16 protein-coding genes are annotated in these 23512 nt (G+C 43.7%); 9 read left to right on the forward strand and 7 right to left on the reverse strand.

The features are described from left to right. Positions 1–29 precede the first annotated feature (29 nt). A complete protein-coding gene (locus tag QT984_RS25370) occupies positions 30–668 on the forward strand; it encodes a histidine phosphatase family protein (RefSeq protein WP_333056607.1) in 639 nt (212 codons plus the stop codon). Positions 669–710: 42 nt separating this feature from the next. On the opposite strand, the gene psaK is transcribed toward QT984_RS25370, so the two are convergent. After that, positions 711–971 carry a photosystem I reaction center subunit PsaK gene (psaK, locus tag QT984_RS25375; protein ID WP_333056609.1) on the reverse strand — a complete coding sequence of 87 codons (261 nt, stop codon included), beginning with the start codon at positions 969–971 and terminating at the stop codon, positions 711–713. A gap of 228 nt (positions 972–1199) precedes the next feature. Here psaK and QT984_RS25380 point away from each other — a divergent pair, with 228 nt between their 5' ends. Continuing rightward, positions 1200–2411 (forward strand): acetate kinase, encoded by a 1212-nt coding sequence (locus tag QT984_RS25380; RefSeq protein ID WP_333340620.1) that lies wholly within the window; start codon positions 1200–1202, stop codon positions 2409–2411. 304 nt (positions 2412–2715) lie between these two features. Here QT984_RS25380 and QT984_RS25385 read toward each other — a convergent pair whose 3' ends face one another. Then, on the reverse strand, positions 2716–8229 hold the full coding sequence (locus QT984_RS25385) for an AAA family ATPase (protein ID WP_333375193.1): 5514 nt from the start codon (positions 8227–8229) through the stop codon (positions 2716–2718). A 566-nt stretch (positions 8230–8795) separates the two neighbouring features. Beyond that, positions 8796–10049: a transposase gene (locus tag QT984_RS25390; RefSeq protein WP_333056613.1), complete on the reverse strand. Its 1254-nt coding sequence runs from the start codon at positions 10047–10049 to the stop codon at positions 8796–8798. Between the two features lie 1049 nt (positions 10050–11098). Between QT984_RS25390 and bchB the strand changes: the two genes are divergently transcribed. Further along, positions 11099–12625, forward strand: a complete 1527-nt coding sequence (gene bchB, locus QT984_RS25395; RefSeq protein ID WP_333200846.1) for a ferredoxin:protochlorophyllide reductase (ATP-dependent) subunit B — start codon at positions 11099–11101, stop codon at positions 12623–12625. 94 nt (positions 12626–12719) lie between these two features. Here bchB and QT984_RS25400 read toward each other — a convergent pair whose 3' ends face one another. Both QT984_RS25400 and QT984_RS25405 read right to left on the reverse strand, forming a co-directional pair. Next, complete coding sequence (locus QT984_RS25400; RefSeq protein ID WP_333056614.1) at positions 12720–13838, reverse strand: endonuclease NucS domain-containing protein; 1119 nt, start codon at positions 13836–13838, stop codon at positions 12720–12722. A gap of 121 nt (positions 13839–13959) precedes the next feature. After that, on the reverse strand, positions 13960–14589 hold the full coding sequence (locus tag QT984_RS25405) for a Uma2 family endonuclease (protein WP_333056615.1): 630 nt from the start codon (positions 14587–14589) through the stop codon (positions 13960–13962). A 596-nt stretch (positions 14590–15185) separates the two neighbouring features. Between QT984_RS25405 and QT984_RS25410 the strand changes: the two genes are divergently transcribed. Both QT984_RS25410 and QT984_RS25415 read left to right on the forward strand, forming a co-directional pair. After that, positions 15186–15368, forward strand: a complete 183-nt coding sequence (locus QT984_RS25410) for a ribbon-helix-helix domain-containing protein (protein ID WP_015178554.1) — start codon at positions 15186–15188, stop codon at positions 15366–15368. A 449-nt stretch (positions 15369–15817) separates the two neighbouring features. Continuing rightward, positions 15818–16276: a hypothetical protein gene (locus tag QT984_RS25415; protein ID WP_333233971.1), complete on the forward strand. Its 459-nt coding sequence runs from the start codon at positions 15818–15820 to the stop codon at positions 16274–16276. Between the two features lie 550 nt (positions 16277–16826). Here QT984_RS25415 and QT984_RS25420 read toward each other — a convergent pair. Then, positions 16827–17204 (reverse strand): Mo-dependent nitrogenase C-terminal domain-containing protein, encoded by a 378-nt coding sequence (locus QT984_RS25420; RefSeq protein WP_333056619.1) that lies wholly within the window; start codon positions 17202–17204, stop codon positions 16827–16829. A gap of 470 nt (positions 17205–17674) precedes the next feature. Between QT984_RS25420 and QT984_RS25425 the strand changes: the two genes are divergently transcribed. Further along, positions 17675–18265 carry a rhomboid family intramembrane serine protease gene (locus QT984_RS25425; RefSeq protein WP_333056621.1) on the forward strand — a complete coding sequence of 197 codons (591 nt, stop codon included), beginning with the start codon at positions 17675–17677 and terminating at the stop codon, positions 18263–18265. Positions 18266–18387: 122 nt separating this feature from the next. Here QT984_RS25425 and QT984_RS25430 read toward each other — a convergent pair whose 3' ends face one another. Continuing rightward, entirely contained in the window at positions 18388–21276 is a 2889-nt protein-coding gene (locus QT984_RS25430; protein WP_333315170.1) for a PAS domain S-box protein, read from the reverse strand. Positions 21277–21567: 291 nt separating this feature from the next. Between QT984_RS25430 and QT984_RS25435 the strand changes: the two genes are divergently transcribed. The 3 genes from QT984_RS25435 to QT984_RS25445 all read left to right on the forward strand — a co-directional run bounded on the left by QT984_RS25435 (position 21568) and on the right by QT984_RS25445 (position 23048). Beyond that, positions 21568–21804: a hypothetical protein gene (locus tag QT984_RS25435; RefSeq protein ID WP_333211652.1), complete on the forward strand. Its 237-nt coding sequence runs from the start codon at positions 21568–21570 to the stop codon at positions 21802–21804. Positions 21805–22220: 416 nt separating this feature from the next. Further along, entirely contained in the window at positions 22221–22625 is a 405-nt protein-coding gene (locus QT984_RS25440; protein ID WP_333375196.1) for a hypothetical protein, read from the forward strand. Positions 22626–22859: 234 nt separating this feature from the next. Beyond that, positions 22860–23048, forward strand: coding sequence for a DUF2949 domain-containing protein (locus QT984_RS25445; protein WP_015178546.1), 189 nt, complete (start codon positions 22860–22862; stop codon positions 23046–23048). Positions 23049–23512: the final 464 nt, after the last annotated feature.

Genomic DNA, 23512 nt, shown 5'->3' on the forward strand with positions numbered 1-23512 from the left:
AGTAAAATTCACACACAATTAACTAACTCATGAGCTTAAAAATCTACTTTGTACGACACGGTGAAACGACTTACAGCCAAACAGGTGGCTTCTGCGGCGCTATCGATCCAGAATTAACGCCCGTAGGTTCTCAAATGGCAGAACAGTTTGCTGCTACTTACGCAAAATTGCCTTGGAATGCTGTTTATGTCAGTCCGATGAAACGCACAATTGCTACTGCAAAACCTTTGTGCGATGCTGTGGGAATTGAAATGCAGCTTCGCGACGGACTGAGGGAAATTAAGTACGGTGAGTGGGAGGGCAAAACAGTAGAAGAGGTCAAAGAAGAATACGAAGAAGATTATATTAATTGGCTGACTGAACCTGCTTGGAATGCACCAAACGGCGGCGAAACTTCGGTGCAAATTGCCAGTAGAGCTTCCTTAGTTATTGCAGAAATTGAGGAAAAATATAAGAATGGAAATGTGTTGGTTGTCTCCCACAAAGCAACTATTCGGATTATTCTGTGCAGTCTGTTGGGGATTGATTTGGGACGTTATCGCGATCGCATTGCCGCTTTAGCAGCTTCTGTCAGTATTGTCAAGTTTGATGTTCGCGGCCCGCTGCTGGAGGTTTTGGGCGATCGATCGTACATGGATGAAAACCTCCGCAATTTACCCGGTACTTGAAATTGCGGGTAAGGTGCGGAAGTGCACCCGGAGCGTCTGAAACTAAATCGCGCCTATGTAAGACAATCCTAAAATAGTACCTGCTCCCAAAATATGACCAAAGGCCATAGTTCCCACAACTGCACCCAAACTCAAACCGCCGAACATACTGGATGAGGGCATTGCTGGGCCTGTGTGAGGCTTTTGGATGGTTGATTTGCCGATCGCAATAGCTAAAATATTGCAAAGAATCATAATCAAACCGATTGTAGGGCTCCACTCTACGGTTCTGGGGGCAACGGCAAGTAAAATTGGTGTAAACATCGATCGACTCCTTAAACTTTAGTCAATGAAAATCTGCCTAGAAGATATATCAAAAAAATGCAACTGTTCGCTACACATTGCATTAAGAGTTAATTTTTCGACATTTTTCTTAATATTTTTCCCAGGATATCAAGATTTCTTCGTCTGTGCAGGCGGATGAAAGTTTGACAAGATGCGATTGCAATCGCCTAGCGATCGAAAGAACGAATCAACAGGACATAATCAAGCATGAAAATACTGGTGTTAAATGCGGGTTCTAGCAGTCAAAAGAGCTGTCTTTACGAGTTAAACGATGTCCTCCCCGATCAACCTTTGCAACCCCTCTGGGAGGCTCAAATAGACTGGACTCACCAGCAGGGTATAGCAGAGTTGAAAGTCAAAACAGCAAAAGGCGATAGGCTTGAGGAGGAATTTGCATCCGAGTCTCGCCAAGATGCTATTTCTCGAATGCTGGAGAGTCTTTGGAAGGGAAAAACTCAAACAATTAATGATTTAAACGAGATTGATATTGTCGGCCACCGCGTCGTACATGGCGGACAAGATTATCAGCAAAGTACGTTAATTTCGCCGGATGTTAAACAGGCGATCGCCCGTTTATCTGTTTTCGCCCCTGTCCACAATCCGGTTAACCTCGAAGGTATCGAAGCAATTGAAAAAATCCTCGAAAAAGTGCCGCAAGTAGCAGTATTTGATACAGCTTTTCACGCACAATTGTCGCCCGCAGCCTTTGTTTATCCCGGCCCCTACGAATGGCTGGAAAATGGGATTCGCCGTTACGGTTTTCACGGGATTAGCCATCAATATTGCGCGCGTCGGGCCGCGGACATTCTGGGTCAAGATTTGGCAGATTTGCGGTTGATTAGCTGTCATTTGGGCAACGGATGTTCTCTGGCGGCCATTCGCGGTGGCTGGAGTGTTGACACGACGATGGGATTTACGCCTTTGGAAGGTTTGATGATGGGAAGTCGATCGGGTTCGATCGATCCAGGCATTCTCATTCATCTGTTAAAGCAATCCGATTTTACTGCTGAGAAACTTGATGGTATTCTCAATCGAAATTCAGGTTTAAAAGGGATTTCAGGGGTGTCTAGCGATCTGCGGCAGATTGGAGATGCGATCGCCCAAGGTAATCAGAGAGCTCAACTTGCTTTGGATATTTACATCCACCGTTTGCGTGCCGGAATTGGTGCCATGCTGGCGAGTTTAGGAGGGTTAGATGCTTTAATTTTTACGGCGGGAGTTGGGGAAAATTCTGCTCTTGTACGGGCTGCCGCTTGCGAAGCTTTTGGATTTATCGGGTTAAAATTGGATGGGGATAAAAATCAACATTCATCGATCGATCGAGATATTGCGGCAGTGGATTCAGCGGTGAGAATTTTGGTAATTCACACGCAGGAGGATTGGGAAATTGCGCGAGAATGTTGGAAACTTTCTCACTAAGGAATGAGAATTAAATAACTTCCACTCTTGAAAGTGGGATGGGCGTCCCGCCCGTCCACTCATGACGGGCGGGACGCCCATCCCACAATAACAATTAAAATTGTAAGTTATTTAATTCGCGCTCCTAACTTATTTTATAAATTCCTGCAACAGCGATGCCCACTCAGCTTCGCAGAATCGTCAACAATCACGAACGGCGCAAGCGGATTTACGCAAATAAAGAGAGGTAGAGACGTTTATGATTCCATTTTCCCTGAAACATCATTACTCTTTCAGCCTTGCTGTGGGTTAATAGTAGCGCCGATTACAAAACTTGCTTGGGGGCGATCGGAATTTCAATAATAAACTCGCTTCCCTCTCCGGGTGCAGAAACACAAGTCAATTTTCCACCGTGAGAACTGACAACAATCGAGTGAGAAATAGACAATCCCAAACCAGTTCCCGAACCCACGGGCTTAGTTGTAAAAAATGGATCGAATATCTTGTGCAGCACCTCAGTGCTCATCCCCGGCCCGCTGTCGGCAATTCTAATTATGGCAGAATTCCTGTCTGTCACCTCTGTAGAAATTGTAATCGTAGGCTGTTGATGAGAGTTTTCCGGGCTATCTCTGGCTACGAGGAGAGCATCGATCGCATTTGTCAAAATATTCATAAATACCTGATTCAACTGAGACGCATAACAAGTAATTAGGGGTAGCGTGCTGTAATTTTTAATCACCTCAATTCCCAAACGCCCGCCCTCTTTTCTCAGGCGCGGTTGCAGCAACATCACCGTACTGTCGATGCCTTGATGGATATCTACCGACTTCATTTGCGCTTCGTCGAGGCGCGAGAAATTCCGCAAGCTTAGCACAATATCCCGGATTCTTTCCGCTCCTACTTTCATGGAATCCAGCAGCTTTTGCAAATCCTCGCTCAAAAATTCCAGCTCAATAGTTTCTATTTCTTCTAAAATTTCATCAGCAGGTTCTGGATAGTGCTGCTGGTAAAGCTCAATCAATTTTAGCAAGTCTTTAACGTATTCGCTAGCCGGATTAAGATTACCGTAGATGAAACTTACAGGATTATTAATTTCGTGAGCTACACCAGCCACCATTTGCCCCAAACTAGACATCTTTTCCGTTTGGATTAATTGAGCTTGAGTTAGTTTAAGTTCGCGCAAAGTTTGTTCTAAACGCTCGTTCTTTTCATTTAACTCCTGCGTCCGTTCTTGCACTTTCTGTTCCACCGAATTGTAAAGTAGAGCATTTTCCAAAGAAATAGCAACTTGGGAAGAAAGCAACCTTAAAACTTCCAATCTGTGGGGAGTAAATGCTCCGACAGTCAAATTGTTTTCTAAATAAAGAATGCCGATCAATTTCCCTTGATTGATGATGGGAGTACACAAAATAGATTGCAGTTTGTGTTTAGCGATGTAAGGATCGGCTGTGAATAGTCCCTCAGCCGCCGCATTGCTCAATACCAAATCCGAGCGAGTCCTTTCCACATAATTAATCACCGTCACAGGTAAATCGTGATAGTCTGCAACAGGCGTAAATTGCAGCACAGCTACATCTTCAGCAAATACTGACGCTTTAGCTGAAATCAACAGTTGACCATCTCTGACTAAAATTAGAAAACCTAATTGAGCCCCCGCATTTTCTAAGGAGATTCTCATCAAAGAAGCGAGCAATTTATCGAGGACAATTTCGCTAGAAATCGCCAGAGATGCTTTCATTACCGTTGCCAAATCCAGGACTCTCGCATCGCTGCCCGTAGAAGTATGAATAGTCGTGGTAGTTTGATTGTTGTTAAAACTTCCGTTGATCGGCGTCATTTCCCGCAACTGCGGATACTTCTGTTCTAAATCTTCTACTTTGCGAACTGCACCCCAGCGCAAGTAGCACGAGTGAGCTTCGCGCAAGTGGATTTTGGCATATTGATACTTGCCTTTACTCAACCAAAACTTAGCTGCTAGTTCATTAGCTAGCGCTTCATTTTGGACAAATTCATTGTCTTGGGCTAAATTGATAGAGAAATCGTACAGTTCTACAGCTTCTGAATCTTTCTTGGAAATTCGGGCTATTTCTGCTTGTACTAAAAGGTACTTGTGCAGAAAATTTTCGGCACAGTTGTCTGCCCAAATTTTCATCTGTTTTTGGTTTTCTTCTAACTTTTCCAAGTATTCCTTTTGCTTCTCTTCTGAAACATTTGGGAAAACGGCGGCTAAAGTTAGAGAAAAGAAAAAATTCCATTCAGTAGCGGGTATGGCTCCGGTAATAAAAGATAGCTGTTTTTCTACTTCAAAAGCTAGTTGTAGCGCTTCGTTGAAGTTGCCGTACCAGTACATTACCTGGCATTTGCGAATCTGATAAAGGCAGAGCGAGTACAAATTTTGATGAGTTTGACAGTTGTGTACGTATTCAGCTTCGCTGATATCTTCGCTTTCAAATACAAACTTTTCAGGAGTTAGTTTGCTCAAGTTACGCAGGATTAACTCTACCCCTAATAAGATATCGGTTACGAGCTGATTTTTGGTCTTTTGGCTGAACTGCAAATACCTGCTCGTGTCGGCTAGAATTTGCGAGATTTCTTTACCTTGAAAAAATGAGTTAGCTATGCGGTTGGACAGGATATAACCCGCATACTCTAAATCTCCTGATTCTAAAGCTGCTTGATATCCTTCATTGCTGATTGCATGGGAATCTTTGATGTGATTGAACCAGTAATAAAAAATACTGACTAAGGATGAACAGGCTCTGCATTTTAAGCCGATATTGCCAGATTTTTCGCTGAGATTTAGCGAGAGCAAGCCGAATTGATACGCAGCTTTGTAATCTCCCGAAACTGCGTTTAAGAACATACCGTAGCCAGCATAGCAAAGAGAGGCTTCGGGTACTAAACCGTATTGTAGAGAAAGATTGACTCCTTTTAAAACGCTGACTTTCCACAAGTCGGGATTTTTGAGGTACGCCGATGTCAGCAAGTTGGTAATTAATTTGACTGCAACTTTTTTGTCGGGTACAGTCATTTCGGGGGCGTCAATTAGGGAAGCTATTTCTCTACCTGCTAAAATATTTGTGGCGGCTGCAAATTCTTCGGATATGACTTTTTGTAGTCCGTCTAGCGGCAAGTCAATGCCTAGCAAGTCCAAAGCTTGGATTCCGGCTTTAACGGCTTCTTCGTACTTCGCCCGCAGGGTGTACTGCACGATCAGCAGGTTGTAAATTTCTACCTTTTCTAAGGCCGATCGCGCTTTTTCCAGAGTTATATTAATAAATTCTTCAGAATTCTCGAAATAACCGTTTAAATACTCAACATTTGCTCGCTCCATGTGCAAGGCAAAGGCTAAATCGTAGTGGGCATCCCAAATATCGGCGCTCAAACCGTCCATGCCTGCGGTTAAATACTGCAAGGCAGCAACATAAGCAGTGGCGTCTTTGGCTCTGCGGGCGGCGTCTAAATTTAGCGTTGCCAGCTCAATTAATTCTCGATCGTCTTTAATTAGCGATCGAGCTACATTCAAGTGATCGACTAATTCAAAGATTCTGTCAGCGCGATATTCAGCCGGAGTGTTTTCTAGGATTTGCCTGCCTATTTTCAGGTGAACTGCCTTTTTTTGCGAGTCGTCGATCAGAGCATAAGCGGCTTGCTGTACGCGATCGTGCAAAAATTTATAATTCAGAATTAATAGTGGAAACAGCACGTAATCTAATGACTTGCTTTCCAATTCCGAAGTTGGCAGAATCAGTCCAGACTTAATCGCTGGCAACAGGTGAGAAAAAGTTTCCGATGCTTCTTTCTCATGAATTAAAGAAAGAGTATTCAAATCAAATTCGTTGCCCAAACAAGCCACTAAACGCAAAACTTGCTGCGTTGAACTTGGCAGTTTTCTCAGTTTTTGTACCATCAAATCTACTACATTGTCAGTGATAGCGCACTGCTCAATTTGAGTCATATCCCAATGCCAGCCGCCCTTGCTCCCAAACTGTGGCGGGTGAAAAACTAGCAGGTTTTCCTGATACAATGTTTGCAGAAATTGATTGACAAAAAAAGGATTGCCGTCGGTTTTGCTGATTACCAATTCAGCTAAGGGTTTGACAGATTCTCGATCGCTGTGCAAAGTCTCCGCAATCAAATGAGTTATGTTTTCCACCCCCAGCGGCGACAAAGCAATCTGATTAATGATAGCTTCCTGATTTCGCAGCGTCTCCAAAGTCATCATTAAAGGATGAGTAGGACTAACTTCATTATCGCGATAAGCACCAATTAAAAACAGATATTGCGTAGCTTCATCTGTCATCATCAATTCGATCAATTTGAGAGTAGCCGAATCAGCCCACTGCAAATCGTCGAGAAAAATGACCAGCGGATGTTCTGGCTGGCAAAATACGCGAATGAAATTTTGAAATACTAAATTAAAGCGGTTCAGAGATTCCGTCGGCCCCAATTCAGATACAGGAGACTGAGCTCCGACAATTAGTTCAACTTCGGGAATAACATCAATAATAATTTGCCCGTTTTGCCCGAAAGAAGTGCGGAGTTTTTCGCGCCAAACTGCTAATTGAGCTTCGCTTTCAGTTAACAGTTGTCGCACCAACTCCGAAAAAGCGCTGACAACGGCAGAGTAAGGAATAGTCCGCTTGTACTGGTCAAACTTTCCCCAAATAAAATATCCACGTCGGCGGGTAATCGGTTTGTCTAAAATCTTCACCATTGCAGATTTGCCAATGCCGGAATAACCGGCAATCAGCATCATCTCGCTCCGGGATTTATGCTGTCCTCTCGCCAAAACAGACAAGGGAATTTCTTTTTTCGATTTGCTCTCTTTTTTGATGACAGAAATTTGAGAATCGTCGGTGCGGTAGCCTCGATTATTTGTTGCTGCTACCCGTTCAAAGGCCGCTAAAAGAGTTTCAACTTCTCGCTGTCTGCCGTAAAGTTTTTGAGGTATTTGAAATTTGTCTGAAATATCTTGCCTGCCGAGAGGAAAATCGGAAACAAACCCAGATGTTTGCCACTGAAACAGGCATGATTCCAAATCAGCTTTTAGTCCCCAAGCACTTTGATAGCGCTCCTCAGCGGTTTTTGCTAACAATTTCATCACAATATCTGAAACAGTTTTAGGAATTTCTGCGGCTATTTCAGCGAGAGGTACTGGCTGTTTGGCTATGTGACAGTGAACTAACTCCATGGGATCTGTAGTGGGAAAAGGGAGTTGTCCTGCCAGGATTTCATAGAAGGTAACGCCGAGGGAATAAAAGTCGGTGCGGTAATCGACTACCCGGTTCATTCTGCCGGTTTGTTCGGGCGACATATAGGCTAAAGTGCCTTCTAAAAAATTAGGGTTTTTATTGGGAATATTTTCCAGGTTGGATGCTGTTGAGATGCTGAAATCTATGAGTTTCACTTGTCCTGTAGCAGGATTAAAAACTATATTAGAGGGATTTATATCTTTATGAATTACATTTTTTCCGTGAATTTCTCCCAAAGTTTCAGCAACTTTGATGGCCGTAGTCAGAAATCCTAAAAGGGTAAATTTTTGGGAACCCATAAATATTTTTAAAGATTCCCCGCCAAAATCTTCTAAGATCATTGCCAGACTATTTCTAACCTGTTGCAACTTATACACTTTCACAACTCCGTCCAACAGGCTTAAGTTGGCAGTGATCTCATATTCGCGCTTGTATCTATTCAGTTCTTCAGGAGTCGGATAGTCTTCTTTGATAAGTTTGATAATAACAGGTTGGTTGTTCTGCTCGTTGTGGCCGCGGTAAACCAGGGAAGTGCTGCTTTCATAAATGAGAGCGAGAACTGCAACGCCGGGAATTGCCATCATAGTTGGGTTCTCTCAAATTAGGTGTGCTTGGTCAATGTTACAGGACTGACGCGCGGCGGGCTAGAAACCGGGTTTCTTCGTTGCTAGTCGTTGACAAACCCAAGATTTTTTCGTGTAAATCGGGTTTCTTTTCGTAAATCCTATGTTATTCCTCATTATCGCTCAAGAGCTATCTTTTGGGATGTGTGGGAAAGCAGGCCTTGACAGGAATGAGCTACTGCTGACAAATGCAAGCTGGGGCTTTCGTCACCTCAGCAGTTAGGTAAACAAAATCACAAATACAGGATTTGTGCAACGATTTACTTTAATGCTCGATCGCCATATTGACAACTAAATCATCTCAGATTCCAAGCAATCGCTTGACTTTCGTGGAGCTTCACCACATCTCGTGAAAATACGCAAGTGCTGAAAGATTTATTTTTTCCGGCGATCGAGCACGAATTTGGGTGCTTCAAAACAACGGCCGGTGCAAATCTTAACTATAATTGGCGACCGAGGCGCGGAGGGAGTTAAGTGTTGCTTCGGAAGCTGCAAGTTCCTTCAGTTCTATCTATTTTGACCATCGATTAACAATAGTGACATACTCCTACACCAACACAAGCTGTCACCATTGGTGTAGGCTTCTCAGTGACTCCAGCTATTGCTTCGGACATTGACTGAGCTTTAAGCACGGGATGACCCACCGCCCTATTTTTGATTCCTATTGCTGCATTATGATCGCGGTCTAGACTACACCCACAGTGAGGGCAGTCATGCCAACGAATATGCAGCTTTTTTGGTACTTTTTCGCCACAACTAGAGCAATCTTGTGAAGTATTGTAGGCACTTACTGGGATTACCAACACACCAGCATTTACGGCTTTATTTGTTAGAATCGACAGAAAGCTTGACCACCCAGCATCCAACACAGATTTAGCTAATTTTGTACGAGCCAGTCCTTTAATATTCAAATTTTCAACCGCAACAACATCATATTTTTTCAACAGCTCGTTAGCCGTCTTAAAATGAAAGTCTTTACGCTTCTCTGCTACTTTCTTGTGACATTTTCCCAGTTGCTTAACTGCTTTCTGTCTCCGGTTGCTACCTTTTTTACGACGCGATACTCGCTTCTGAATAGTTCGCAGACGTTTCCCGGCTTTGCGGTAATGTTGAGGAATTGCAACTGTTTCGCCCTCAGAGGTTGTCAAGAAATTCTTTAGCCCAACATCAATTCCAGTAATCTTTTGAGGATTAAAATCTGGTTTAATCGTAGGAACTGTTGAATCTTCTAGGGAGAGCGTAAGATAGTACCCATCAGCCTTTTTAGTGATAGAGACGGTTTTGATTTTGAATCCATTAGGTATGGAACGGTGTAAAACAACCTTAACTTTTCCAAGCATCGGCAAGTTAATTAAGTTATTTTGTAAACAACCGTCTTTAACTTGAGGATAAGTGAACGTGCGATAACGACTGCGTGGTTTAAATCTCGGTCTGCCACTACGCTTTCCGTTGCTATCACCTTTTAGGAAACGATCAAAAGATACCTTAACTCGCTTAACTACATCTTGAAGAACTTGAGAGTAAATCTCAGCATACCAAGGATGAGTTTTCTTGAGTTGAGGTAACGTTTTTTTCTGACTGTAATATTCGGGATTATCCCGCAGTTCGGGTAAATGGCAAACTAGCGGACACGCATTGATGGGAGAACGGTTTTGCTCGTACCAATTGAATCTATCAGCCAACAAGTAATTGTATTGAGCCCATAGCATCGACAGCCATCTGTCGATTTCAATGGCTTGTAACTTTGTTGGACGTAATCGATATTGGTAAGAGCTTCTCATTCCTTTGGCGTGGTCGGTACATATCAATTAGTGTTACTGTACCAGAATACTTTATTTACTGTCAAGTGCATGAGTAAAGTATATTGAAGTACAAAATAGACTCGTTAAACAAAGAGTTTGTTTGTTTCGTCATCCACCCGTCTAGCAATTCAAAACTATGTTTTGAATTGCTAGACGGGTGGAATCCTCACCTCACGCGCCTTTCATCCCACACTAATCGAAGCGATATAGTGCGGGGATTCCCGTCTGTTTAGCTAACTGACCGAAAGCATCTAGGATACAAGCCCCCGGCTTCATGGGTGGAGAAATAAAAAACCTGTATCCGATAAAGGATCCCCCGAATTTATCTCGCGCAAGTCAGTCGATTTTAGATTTTAGATTTTAGATTTTAGATTTACCCCACAGATGCAATCTGGGAGCTTGAACTAGGGTCTACAATTTTTATCTTTCCACGACTCCTGTACGTGGCAGCGTATCCGTTTTTGGGCTGGGTCAAGGCTTCAATTCTTTAATCTTTAATCGAAAATCTCAAATCGCGCAATCGATTGACCGAAAGCATCCAGGAGACAAGCCCCCGAATTCATTCCTTCGCAGACTGAGGACCCAGAAATAAAAAACCTGTATCCGATGAAACTTGCCGAACGTATTTATCTCGCGCAAGTCAATGCTTCAATTCTAAAATCTAAAATCTAAAATCTAAAATCTAAAATCGATTGACCGTTTGAGCAGAGTAAATTTGACAAAAAATGCAGAATTATTGCACCTTGTCTGGTGCGCGGCAGCGAACCCTACATTAATCAAATTTGCCTAACTCTTAAGAAAATTTTAGGAAAGATTAAGAATTATTGCCATAAAACCCAGGTAAAGTTGTTTGAATTGCGAGTCAAATGCCAAGCAGGCAAAGCGTTTGAGCATTTCCCAAATGTGTAAATCCTCAGAAACTTAGTATTTCTCAAGGATTCATCCGGTGAGAAAATCAGAAACAACCTTAAAATTTAGCAGTAATCGCCCGATCGGGCAATTCTCAACCAGCATCAGGAAAAATACCTATGAAATTGGCTTATTGGATGTACGCAGGCCCAGCCCACATCGGCACTCTGCGCGTTGCCACTTCCTTCAAAAACGTCCATGCAATCATGCACGCACCCATAGGAGACGACTATTTCAACGTCATGCGTTCCATGCTGGAGAGGGAACGGGATTTCACCCCGGTGACTACCAGCGTCGTTGACAGACACGTACTGGCGCGGGGTTCCCAGGAACGGGTGGTGGACAACATCACCCGCAAGGACAGAGAAGAACACCCAGATTTAATCGTGCTCACCCCGACTTGCACCTCCAGCATTCTGCAAGAAGACTTGGAAAACTTCGTGGAACGAGCTCAATTGGATGCCAAAGGCGATGTATTGCTGGCGGATGTTAACCATTATCGGGTAAACGAACTGCAAGCAGCCGATCGCACTTTGGATCAAATCGTCCAATTTTACATTAACAAAGCCCGCAAAAAAGGCGATTTAGTAGAAGCCAAAAGCGAAAAACCATCTGTCAACATTATCGGTATGTCTACCCTGGGTTTCCACAACCAGCACGACTGCACCGAGTTAAAGCGTTTGATGGCAGATTTGGGCATTGAAGTCAACGAAGTTATTCCCGAAGGTGCTTCGGTTCATAACTTAAAAAGACTGCCCCGCGCTTGGTTTAACTTGGTTCCTTATCGGGAATTGGGGATGATGGCCGGGGAGTATTTGCAAAAAGAATTCGGTACGCCGATGATCGATATTACGCCGATGGGTGTGGTAGAAACTGCGCGCTGTATCCGCAAGATTCAGCAAGTTTTGAACGCTCAAGGTGCGGATGTTGATTACGAAAATTTTATTGACCAACAAACGCGGTTTGTGTCGCAGGCTGCTTGGTTTTCGCGATCGATCGACTGCCAAAACTTAACGGGCAAAAAAGCCGTCGTATTTGGCGATAATACCCACGCTGCGGCGATGACGAAGATTTTGGCTCGCGAGATGGGAATCCACGTTGTGTGGGCAGGAACCTACTGCAAACACGATGCTGATTGGTTCCGGGAACAGGTAAGCGAGTATTGCGATGAAGTGCTGGTGACGGACGATCACGGGGCGATCGGGGATGCGATCGCCAAAGCGGAACCTTCGGCAATTTTCGGCACCCAAATGGAACGCCACGTAGGTAAGCGGTTGGATATTCCCTGCGGCGTAATTGCTGCACCGATTCACGTCCAAAATTTCCCGATCGGCTACAAGCCATTTTTGGGTTATGAAGGCACGAATCAGTGCGTAGATTTGGTCTACAATTCCTTCACTTTGGGAATGGAAGATCACTTGCTGGAAATCTTCGGCGGCCACGATACTAAGGAAGTGATTACCAAGGGAATTTCGGCTGACTCTGATATGGGTTGGACGAAGGATGGACAAGCTGAGTTGAATAAAATCCCTGGTTTTGTGCGGGGTAAGGTGAAGCGGAATACTGAGAAGTTTGCGCGCGATCGGGGAATTGATAAGATTACCGTTGAGGTGCTGTACGCAGCGAAGGAATCTGTCGGCGCATAGTTAATTGTAGGGTGCGTCGCTATGAGATTTTCGATTTAGTTCGGAGATTTTCAATAGCGACGCACCCTACGGTATCTGACTAATCTTAGTAAACTTAAAATCTTTGCAACCAGTTTTCTAAAGCTAAGTCTATCAAAATTTCTAATTGTGTAGATTGGTTTGTTACCTTTGCCGGGTTTATAAACTTTTCAAAATCGTGAAACTTATAAACACTCGACACCCCTCTTTTACCTTGAGGGATATAGCCTACGAAGATCACATTCTGCAATTCATCAGCCAGGATTTGCATTCTGCCCAGAGGTGGCCTGTAACTTACTGATTGTTTATCAGGGATGGGTAGATACAAGTAAATTCCCGGATAATTTGATGAATTAGCCAGATTCATTTTTGATGAACTGCTATGACGAATTTCAGCACAAATTTTACTTTGACCGCGACCATACTTAACAACACCACTAGCAGTGATTTCCTGAATTTTCTCATGGAAACAAAGAATCTGTTCTCTAATTTTAAGAACTTTTTCCTGATGTTCAGAAGTGCATTCTGCCATAATATTAGACAATGCTTTGGGTGGTTCCGGTAAATTTGCTGCTATATCCCAAACATCTTCTTTACTGTGTTGAAACTCTGCACTAAAAACTTTACCTGTATCTATATTATTAAAATTTATAAAAAGTTTATTTTCCTCTTGAATTACCTCAAATTTCAATAACTCAAAAGATAGTTGGCTGTACTTTATATCTATTAAGTTTTGTTTGTGAAAACTAGGTGCAATCGCGATCAACCTAATAGGTTTGATATAATCTATTTCCCGATCGTATGGTTGAAACTGAATCAAATTACTATAATAACGAGTTAATTGCTGAATAAGACTTCTATCTGCCTCATTTTTTAGCTCTTGCACTACTAACTGTTTATTTTCATCTATTGCCAAAATATCGCAAACTTCTCCGTTAACTGTATGTTGACGGTTCAAAGGTGTTAGTCCAAACAAACAATCCAAGTTATCATATACAAAATCTTCCAAAGCTTTTTCACTTCCAAATCCCCATTTGTTTCCTGATTTTTTCAGTATAGTGTTAATAGCAGGAGTTCTAATAGACTTTCCGTGTAACGACCGCTGCCTAGATTTAATTCTCAACTGTTGTTCGCGACGCTTAGCTTTTTCTAGCAAATCCTCGGCTTGCATTATTCTTTGAAATGGCTTAGTCATATTAAGTTGATGAATGTAATAAATATAAACTTGAACATATCACATTAGAAGAATTCCGTCAATGAATACTTTCTAGTTTTCATCATCAACGCTTGCGTTTTCAAACCAAGTGCGATCGGCATTATTCTTCCGGGCTATCTTCTGGCTCATTTTCCGCCTCAAAATCCACCTTCTCATAGACATCAGCCAGCGCTACTTCAACTTGAAAGAAATTCAAAACTAGCGCCGCATCCTCTTCATCGTACTGACTGTACGACCATCGCTTGTTTGCCAACTTGCAATACTGCTCTACATAAATTCGCGATGGGTCAATTAGAATATACTCTTGAAAGGTCGGCAGCGTTTGATAAAACTGAAACTTATCGCTGCGATCGTAAGCTTTCGTAGATTTCGATAAAACTTCCACAATCACTTGAGGATTCATCACCGTATCCTGGCGATTATTGAAATACTCAGGTTTACCCGGAATTACCATCACGTCGGGATAAGTATAAGTTCGCTTTTTCGGCAGCCACAGACGCACGTCGCCGAAAAACACTCTATAGTCATGTTTTTTGAGGCCAAGACTTAATGCGATATAAATATTTCCAGCGATTTGATTGTGATTCGTAGTTCCACCTGTCATAGGAATAATTACTCCGTCGCGATATTCACTTTTATACTCTGCTGCTTCTTCCAGGGCTAGATATTCTTCGGGAGTGAAGTAGCGCTGTGCTGTTGGCTGTTCTGTTGCTTGTAGAATAGCTGTCACGGTTTTTTCCCCAACTCAATTGATATTTTGCGTCTAGTTTAACATTGCCCGAAAGTACGGGCGGGCTCTCCTGCCCAACCCCTACACCCCACAACAAAAACCATTCTTTGGGGAACAGGCCGGAAAGCCTGTTTTTGATAAGATTCCAACATCTACGATCGCCCTTCTCAAACCAAGGGCGATCGCACTTCAATTACTCGCCACCAAAATTAATCGATCGGATCGAAAACTAGGGTCAATTGAGCAGCAGGAAGCAGTTGTTTGAGAACTCGCAAATGACCCTCTGCATCAGACCAACTGCGAAACCGACCGACAACGACCCTTTGTAGATTTGGAAGCAAACGAACCACGATCCACGGTCTGAGACGTTTCTCATACGGCATAATAGGTGTATCTCCTTGTTAATTGGAGCCATAGCCAGTCCTTGCTTTCCACGGCGGGGGACTGGCTTTTGACTTTGCACCTGTGGTGTGCTGTACAAATTATTGCACAAAAGGCCCTCATTGGTAGCAGAAAATTACTAAAATAGCGTTATAACACCGCGATCGGCGTAAACTTGTATGATTGGGAGCGTTCACAAACAGTAAATATTGACAGTGAGCAAGCGCGTTCACATCACACTCCCCGACTACATCTATGAATCCTTAGAACTGTGGGCCGACCGGCAAGGTAGACCCACAGCTAGTTTGATCGCTTTTATCGTTGAAACGGCGGTTTTGGAAGCGAAAAAAAAGGGAGATTTACCTTCTGAACCGGAAAAGCCCAAAAGCGACACGTAAAGACTTCCCTCGTGGGTTACGGGGGCGTGTCGCGCGATCGCACTTATCAAAATTGATGAAAACTAGCATCAGCGCCCGCACTTTGCACCCAATCTTTAAAATCATTCTGTGCTTTGTCCTCGCGATCGCCTATTAGTGCATAAGTCCTCTCAGCAATCGAAAGTGCCAGTTATTTAATTGTCCGGCGGCTAGTCAGTTGCAGAGAAACTCACAAAAAAATATCATTCTCAGTAACGAACTTTCGACTATACATTCAATCCTATTGTGGGGCGGGCTTCTAGCCTGCCCCTAAAAGCTTATTGAGAATAGTGTCCCATCGCAGGGCAAACGGAAATTGCATCCCAGGATTTCCTCCTTGAGGCCAATGGCGAAAACTGTACTGTTCGATCGCCCTAATCAATCCCACTTACCTAGATTAGACGCATCAACATCTTTTAAAGGAATGACTTATGAACTTCACAGCAAGACTCACACAAACCAGCTTACTCGGTTTAATGCTATTTGCCAGCAATCCAGCGGCAACCTTGGCTTTAGGACAATCGAACACAAGCACTGCACCAACAGCGTCTCGCACTCAGTCTCCGATTGAAACCATACAAATAGCTAATGTATCCACTCCCCAAAAACAGGTTAGAGATTTTTGTGCTCGCAAAAGACAGAAAGTGGAAAACTATTTCGAGACCAGCAACTTTCGGATTTATCTGTGCTACAACCACGCCAATCAAGTATATTACTACGGCGTTAAAAAGAGTAACGGCAGCACAATTGCCCTGCGTGCTCGAACTGAAGAGGGGACTGGTTACGTGGCCACAAATGGTGCCTACGATTACATTGTTACAGGAGCTAGCCTTAGTATTTATAACAAAGGCAAACGCATTCTCCAACAACGAGTGATTCGCTCCCTTTAGTATTTAAATGCGATCAGGCTTTAGATCCCCGACTTTTTCAAAAAGCCGGGGATCTAACAGAATATCTGGCTTTTCTGCTGAGGCAGACGAAAGTTTGTCTAATTTAACCTCGAATTCAAATGACCAAGAATTTCTTGATGGTACCCGCCACGTGATTTCTCCGTGGAATCAATCCAAAATCTAAAATCTAAAATCCTCAAGCCCCCGAATTTATCTCGCGCAAGTCAATCCAAAATCTAAAATCTAAAATCTAAAATCTAAAATCTAAAATCGAATGATCGGCCCTTTGCCACATTTGAGTTTGAGGTTAATATCGTTTCCGGTTGCATCGGAATAATAAAATCGAGTCAACAGTTAACACTCAACCATTCAGTTTTTCGACTCACAGTCAACAGTCAACAGTCAACAGTCAACAGTCAACAATAATTCCGGTGCAACCGGAATTGATATAACAGGTTTCAACCACCGAATAATCTCAAAATAAAAAAACCCTCCCCAACAAGGAGAAGGGAGGGTGAAATGACAGTGAGAAATTTAAGTTTTTGCAGCATTAACAATAAGGAGTCACATCTTCGCCACATTCGTCAGCCAAATAACACAAAGCTCGAAAGCGCAGCCCAACCACTTGCTCGTAAAGCGGATTTAACTTGCACAGCGGCGGAATGGATAATAAAGTGCGATCGCCAATTTTGACTTCTCGCTCAAACGGACACTGGCTAGGAATCAACTTACACAGCAACCGTGCCAACTTTTGACTTTTAATTGCAGTGTTATCAAGCCATTGTTTTAGCGGATGCAAGGGGTCAAAGTGTGGCTTTTGACCGTAAGGCTGAGAATTTGTAGCGACATTAACGGCGGTTTCTTGTTTGCCAAATCCTACCCAATGTGGCAGAGTTCGGTAGGAGACTGTATGATCAAATACGTTCATTTTGCTCTCTTCCTCTTTGATAACGAGGTGCCAAGAACTCTCTGTAGAGCTTGTGCGATATTATCTACAATCAGTATCTACAGCATCTCGTTTTGCTTTACCGGATTGAACTTCTTAAATTAATGACTTAGGGCGAGAAAAGTAGTTCCTGATTTTTTTTAAAGACGGTGTGCGCTCTAAAAAGTGTCCTCATTTCAAGCCCAACAATTGATTGAGAGGGTAAAAATTCTGTCTTCTACCTTTTAGCTTCAACCTTCGGTTGAGTCTCCTTTTGTTGTTCAATTACAATTGTGACGCATCCAGGTGAATTATCCTATACGTGAAAATGCGGAATTTTTAATAAAACTTATAATATTTCTAAATAAGCTCTGCTGCAAAAAACCCTGAAACATCGACCCAACAATCTTTGCTCGCGATCGCTCAGAAACTTCTACAATGAGAAATAATCGGTATCACCGTCCTCACCACCCATGAGTAACCCAGAAACCAAAGCTATCACCCGCGAATTGCAAAGCCACGCCGCCATTCTCGGTGGCTTCGTCTCCCTCCTCTGGATTATCGAAATTGTCGATGTATTCCTATTCGGAGGCAGGCTGAATGCCTACGGAGTCCGCCCCCGCAACCTCGACGGACTTCAAGGCATCCTGTTGATGCCTTTTCTGCACGGCAGTTTTGCTCACTTAGCCACCAATACCCTCCCTTTAGTGACATTGGGTTGGTTGATCATGCTGCGAGAAATTAGCGACTTTTTTATCGTGAGTGCGGTCACTGTGCTAGTCAGCGGATTCGGAGTTTGGCTGACTGGCGCGCCCTATTCCGTTCACATTGGTGCCAGCGGATTAATCTTTGGTTACTTCGGCTTCTTGCTGCTGCGGGGCTATTTTGAACGCAGCTTTACATCTATTTTGGTATCTTTAATTGTCGGTTTCTTCTACGGCAGTTTAATTTGGGGAGTTTTGCCCTCGCAGCCGGGAATTTCCTGGCAAGGGCATTTCTTTGGCTTCGTCGGCGGGGTATTAACAGCTCAACTTTTGGGGCGGCAGAAACGGCGAATTAGCTAGAATAAGACTGAGGCTGCATCCTATCATCACCTTGGTTTATTGCTCATAAATTATCTAAAAGCGTAGGTTTTTTGTCAATAAACCTGGTTTCTTGTGTAACAATTGCCTCCCGGAAAGCAAGACTAACTGCTGACCAATAATTCAACGCGGGCCGGCAAGCACACAGTAAAAACCGAACCGCAACCTAACTCGCTTTCAACCTGCATATCGCCACCCATCATCACGCAAAAGTGACGGCTAATCGTCAATCCCAAACCCGTGCCGCCATACTTGCGGGTAGTTGATGCGTCGCCCTGCATAAATGCTTGAAATAAATGCTGCAATTGTTCGGGGGGAATCCCAATGCCCGTATCAGCTACGCGAAAAATTATTGAGTCGGAAGGTTCTGCTATTTCTTGAGTGGTTAAGCTGTCATGTTTAACTCTTTCAATACAGAGGGTAATAGTGCCATGTTCCGTAAATTTGGCTGCATTGCTCAGCAGGTTGAGCAATATTTGACGAGTTTTGGTAATGTCAGCATACATCATTCCCAAGTCGTCAGCAACATCAACTTCAAACTTATTTGAATTTTTATCTACCAAGGGTTTGACAGTAGAAACTACCTCGTCAATTAAATTAACCGGGTTGAAAGTTTCTAAGTAAAGTTCCATCCGCCCCGCTTCAATCTTAGAAATATCTAGAATGTCGCTAATTAAAGATAGCAGGTGTTTACCGGCAGTTTGAATTTTTTGCAAGTCGGGGATAAAATCTTCGCAGCCTAAATCCTCCGCGTCTTCTGTGAGCATATCGCTGTAACCAATAATCGCGTTGAGGGGAGTTCGCAATTCGTGGCTCATATTAGCTAAAAAGGCGCTTTTGGCTTGGTTTGCTGCTTGAGCGGTTTGAGCGACTTTTTGGAATTCTTCTGCTAATTTGCGCTGGGTAATATCTTCAGCAATACCGACGATGCGGTAAATTTCTCCGGTTTGGCTGCGGACTGGAAAAGCCCGATCGCGCACCCAGCAAACTGAACCGTCCGAGCGCACTACCCGATACTCCTCATCATAATCGCCCCGCCCCTGTTTCGCAAAAGCAGCCTTGACGCGATCGAGATCCTCCCGGTGAATAGCATCCCAAAAAGCCTCCGGTTCTGACTGCAAACTCTGACAGCTCAAATTCCATATTTTCTCGCAAGCAGGGCTCACATAAACTAGCTGCTTTTGATTGGGTTCTCTAATCCAAAATACCTCATGAATATTTTCTGCCAACTGGCGAAACCGCTCCTCGCTGGCCCGCAACTGCCCCACAGCACTGTGAAATTCAGTCACATCCTGAATCAGCGATGCCACCCCGATAATGCTGCCATCAGCATCAACCAAGGTCGTATTGTACCACTCGCACAGAATAATTTTTCCGTCTTTTCTGATGTTCTCGTTAATACTACTAATTCCTCCTTGATTAGTGAGCAAAGTTATAGATAGTTGCCGGACATACTCCTTAGCATTTTCAGGAACTATGAGATCGACTCCGTGGCGTCCCATTGCTTCCAAACGGTTGTATCCAAAAATTCTTTCCGCTGACAAATTCCATTCCGCTACTTCAAAGTTTAGATTCCATTCAATCGCACCCAAAGGAGTTTGGTGAAGATGGAGAGCCAGTTTTTGCTGGGATTTTTTCAGAGAAATAATTAATTGATTTTTGTCGGCGATCGCAGATTCCACCCGATCTTCGAGAGTAGTAAACGACTCTTCCAATTGAGCGGCCATCATATTAAAAGAGCGAGCCAGGACACCCACCTCATCCTCTCGCTCTACAGACGCCATCAAGCGGGAATCTACCGCCATCCCGTCCCATTCTCCCCGGGACAAACCCTCCGCAGCCTTGCTCAGACGCCGAATCGGTACAACAATCCACCTAGAAGTCAGAGCGCCAATCACCGTTGCCAGCACCAAAGCACCCAGACACATCACCACAGTATACCGAGTGTTGGCATTAATCCTTTCCATAAAATCGGCTTCAGGAACCGTCACCACAATCAACCAGTCGAGGCCCCTGCTGTCTAAAAGCGGCGTCACCTGTAGAAATTGCCGTTGACCGTCGATCGTAAAATCTAACTGGCGAGATCTGTCAATTTTGTGCAAATCCCCGAAGCGTTCAGTCAAATAGCGGGCGGTCGATCGAATGAGAACATTCTTGCTGCTCGTTGCCACAATCCGTTTCGCAACACCATTGCTAACAATAAATGGCGGTTCCAGAGTAGAATTTGCCACCAATTGCCCAGACCTTTCTACAATAAAAGTCTGTCCTGATTTGCCAATTTTTAGACTTTCTAAGAATTGATTGAGCTTGGAAAGTGCCAAGTCAGAACCCAGGATGCCAATCAGTTTACCATCATCGCCATAAACTGGTACAGCCGCCGTAATCGCTAGTTTGGGAGCGTCAAAATAATTATAGATTTTACTCCAAGTCGGTTTGCCTGCGCGCACCGGAGCTATGTACCAAGGTCGGACGCGGGGGTCGTAGTTGAGAGTAGTTTTTAATAGCTTGGTTGGTTCCCCGAACTCGGACGGCGCGTAGGTGTGAAAGTTATAGCCAGTAGATTGATTAGAAATCTGAATTTGCAACTTGCCGTCGTCGAGGCGTTCCACTCCAATAAAATCTTTTTCTTCGGATGCGAATTGAATGTAGCTAATTTTATCAAAAATTTTGATTTGTTTGTAGAAGTAGCGTTGCAAACTATCACTATCCTGCACGTTCACAATGCCAAGACGGATGGCATCGAGATTGAGCTGATTGATTTGGTGTGGCGTTTCAATATAACTGTTAATATGTTGCTGGATACGCGATGTGACTTCTGTCCGCAGTTGGGCGGCAACATCGTTGACGGCTATGCGCCCGTTCCGCAACGACAGCCACCCCGTCAACCCTACAGCAGCGAAAGTCTGGAGTGCAAAAGGTACAACAAGGACGATGCGAATTGGCACTTTGCGCGACATTTTTAAAATCGGGTCTGTCAGATATTTGATTGGCATGGTAAAGCAGAACTATTATGAACCCACAACATTCCGGTCATTCGATTTTAGATTTTAGATTTGAGATTAAAGAATTGACACCACGGATAAATCCGGGGGCTTGAGGATGCAAGGATTTTGGATTTTGGATTGATTCCACGGATAAATCACGTGGCGGGTACCACCTTTGAAATTATTGGTCATTCGATTTTAGATTTTAGATTTTAGATTTTAGATTGACACCACGGATAAATCCGGGGGCTTGAGGATGCAAGGATTTTGGATGTTGGATTGATTCCACGGATAAATCACGTGGCGGGTACCATTAAGAAATTATTGGTCAAGTACAACTTGATGAGCGCAGGTTTTGAAGTTGAGATGGTTTTAGTAGGCAAAGTGCTGTTAAGAGTTCGGAATCTGCCGCTGGCAACTGAATTTTTAACGACTGCCACCGCCATCTTAGCGCGATCGTCCGCTTGGGGAACATTGGCGATCGAGATGAATGCAGTATCAATCCTGGACTCACTCTACACGCTCATCCTATTATAGATTTGAGATTAAAGAATTAAAGAAGTAGGAAAGACTGATTCTGTAAGGGCTTGGAATTTGTCTGCCGTTGCATTTTTTTGGGAACTGGTATCTCAAACCAGGTTTTTTTAGCGTTTTGGCGGTCTGCAACGAACTATTTTCGTGAAAAACAACCGATGGATAGCCGCCCGTGCGTCCAGCACTAACTATTTTTCCACTCATGAGGCGCGCTAATCAAACCAATAGAGTTTTTGGTTGACTCATGTCTGAAATGACGTATTTTGGCGTTTCAACCCGGTTGCTGCGTCAGTTATATTTGACCGATAGCGCGATCGAAAGTTATAAGTTTTGACAGTAAATTTAATTGATATCTCCACAAGCAGCTACTTTTGATAGAGTACAACTTAATTGCGACTGGGTAAAATAAGGATAGTAGGATGCAACTAGCGGAGGCATGGATGATGAACGCAGTTATTGCTACTCTTGGCACTGCTCTCGGACTGAGCTCAATTTTTATCGGTTTGACCCCGGCGGTTCTCGCCCAACAAAGACTGCAACCAACGCCCCAATATTCGGAAACGACTTTATCTGGGGACTCGTTGAGGACTGTGGAGGACAGAACTTTAGACTCGGACTACCAAAACTTGATTGGTGAACCAGAAACGGGGGCTAATTCTGCTAGAAGGGAAAGAAGCTTGGGCGACACATTTCGTCTCAAAATCGAGGGCCCATTAGAATTTATTACTACTCCTTCAGACGCCCAGCGTCAAGGAAATCCTTTACCTCCAAAACAAACCGACAGCGGTACAGAAGCGGGAGTTCAGCTTCAGCTAGGACTTTAGGATTTTTAAATAAATTGATGCGAAGCAAACGAGCGATCGCGGAACCCCATATTTGATTCTCGGAGTTATTGTGACTGCGATCGCTTTTTTATCTGAGTTTTATCACCAGTTTTGTGCTGTTTCCATCACACCTGGTTCTCTATTGTGAACCTAAAATTAGACCAATTAAACTTCCGATACAGACTGATTAGCTACATATCTTTACAAAATCGCATAAAACTGGCGGTGAAGGTGATGAGAAAGGCTCAACTGATCGATTATTTGCGGGGAGAGTTGGCGATATCGAATTCGGCGATCGCCGTTGCTCTCCGACACGGCGAACAAGATGCCAGCGAACTGCCGATGGTGCTGTGGCAGTACGGGTTAGTAACACTGGAACAGTTAAACCTGATTTTTGATTGGTTGGAAGCTCAGCCGACTTAGCAAATTAAAATCCTGATTTAAAAAATATGGATATCGGATTGCAGATTTTTGACAAATAAAGCTTGCACCAACGATCGTCGAAAAGTATAGGGTTGAGTGTTTAGGTTGAGGGTGGGTCTTATTTTGTCCAAATTAGAAAAATACAAATATAAAGTATGGACACAGCAGTGCTGTGTCCTCTTTTTTGTTGCGGCCTAAAATCAACTGCTTTCATATCAAATCTGGCAGCATCGGAATTAATATTACGCACAGCTTTCGAGACGGCAGTGCCGTGTCCCTACAATTAACTCTCTTTTGTGACTTCGGGCGAGAGTATAGCGGTATGGTGCGTCGCTCATTGATAGTGGTAAATAATCAGAATTCAGGCGGCGACGCACCCTACTTTAATTAGGATCGTCAATTAAATAATTTCCCTTTTTTCTTGTGGGATGGGCGTCCCGCCCGCCCAGAAAGGACGGGCGGGA

The organism is Microcoleus sp. Z1_B2, from assembly GCF_036700325.1.
Lineage (GTDB): Bacteria > Cyanobacteriota > Cyanobacteriia > Cyanobacteriales > Microcoleaceae > Microcoleus.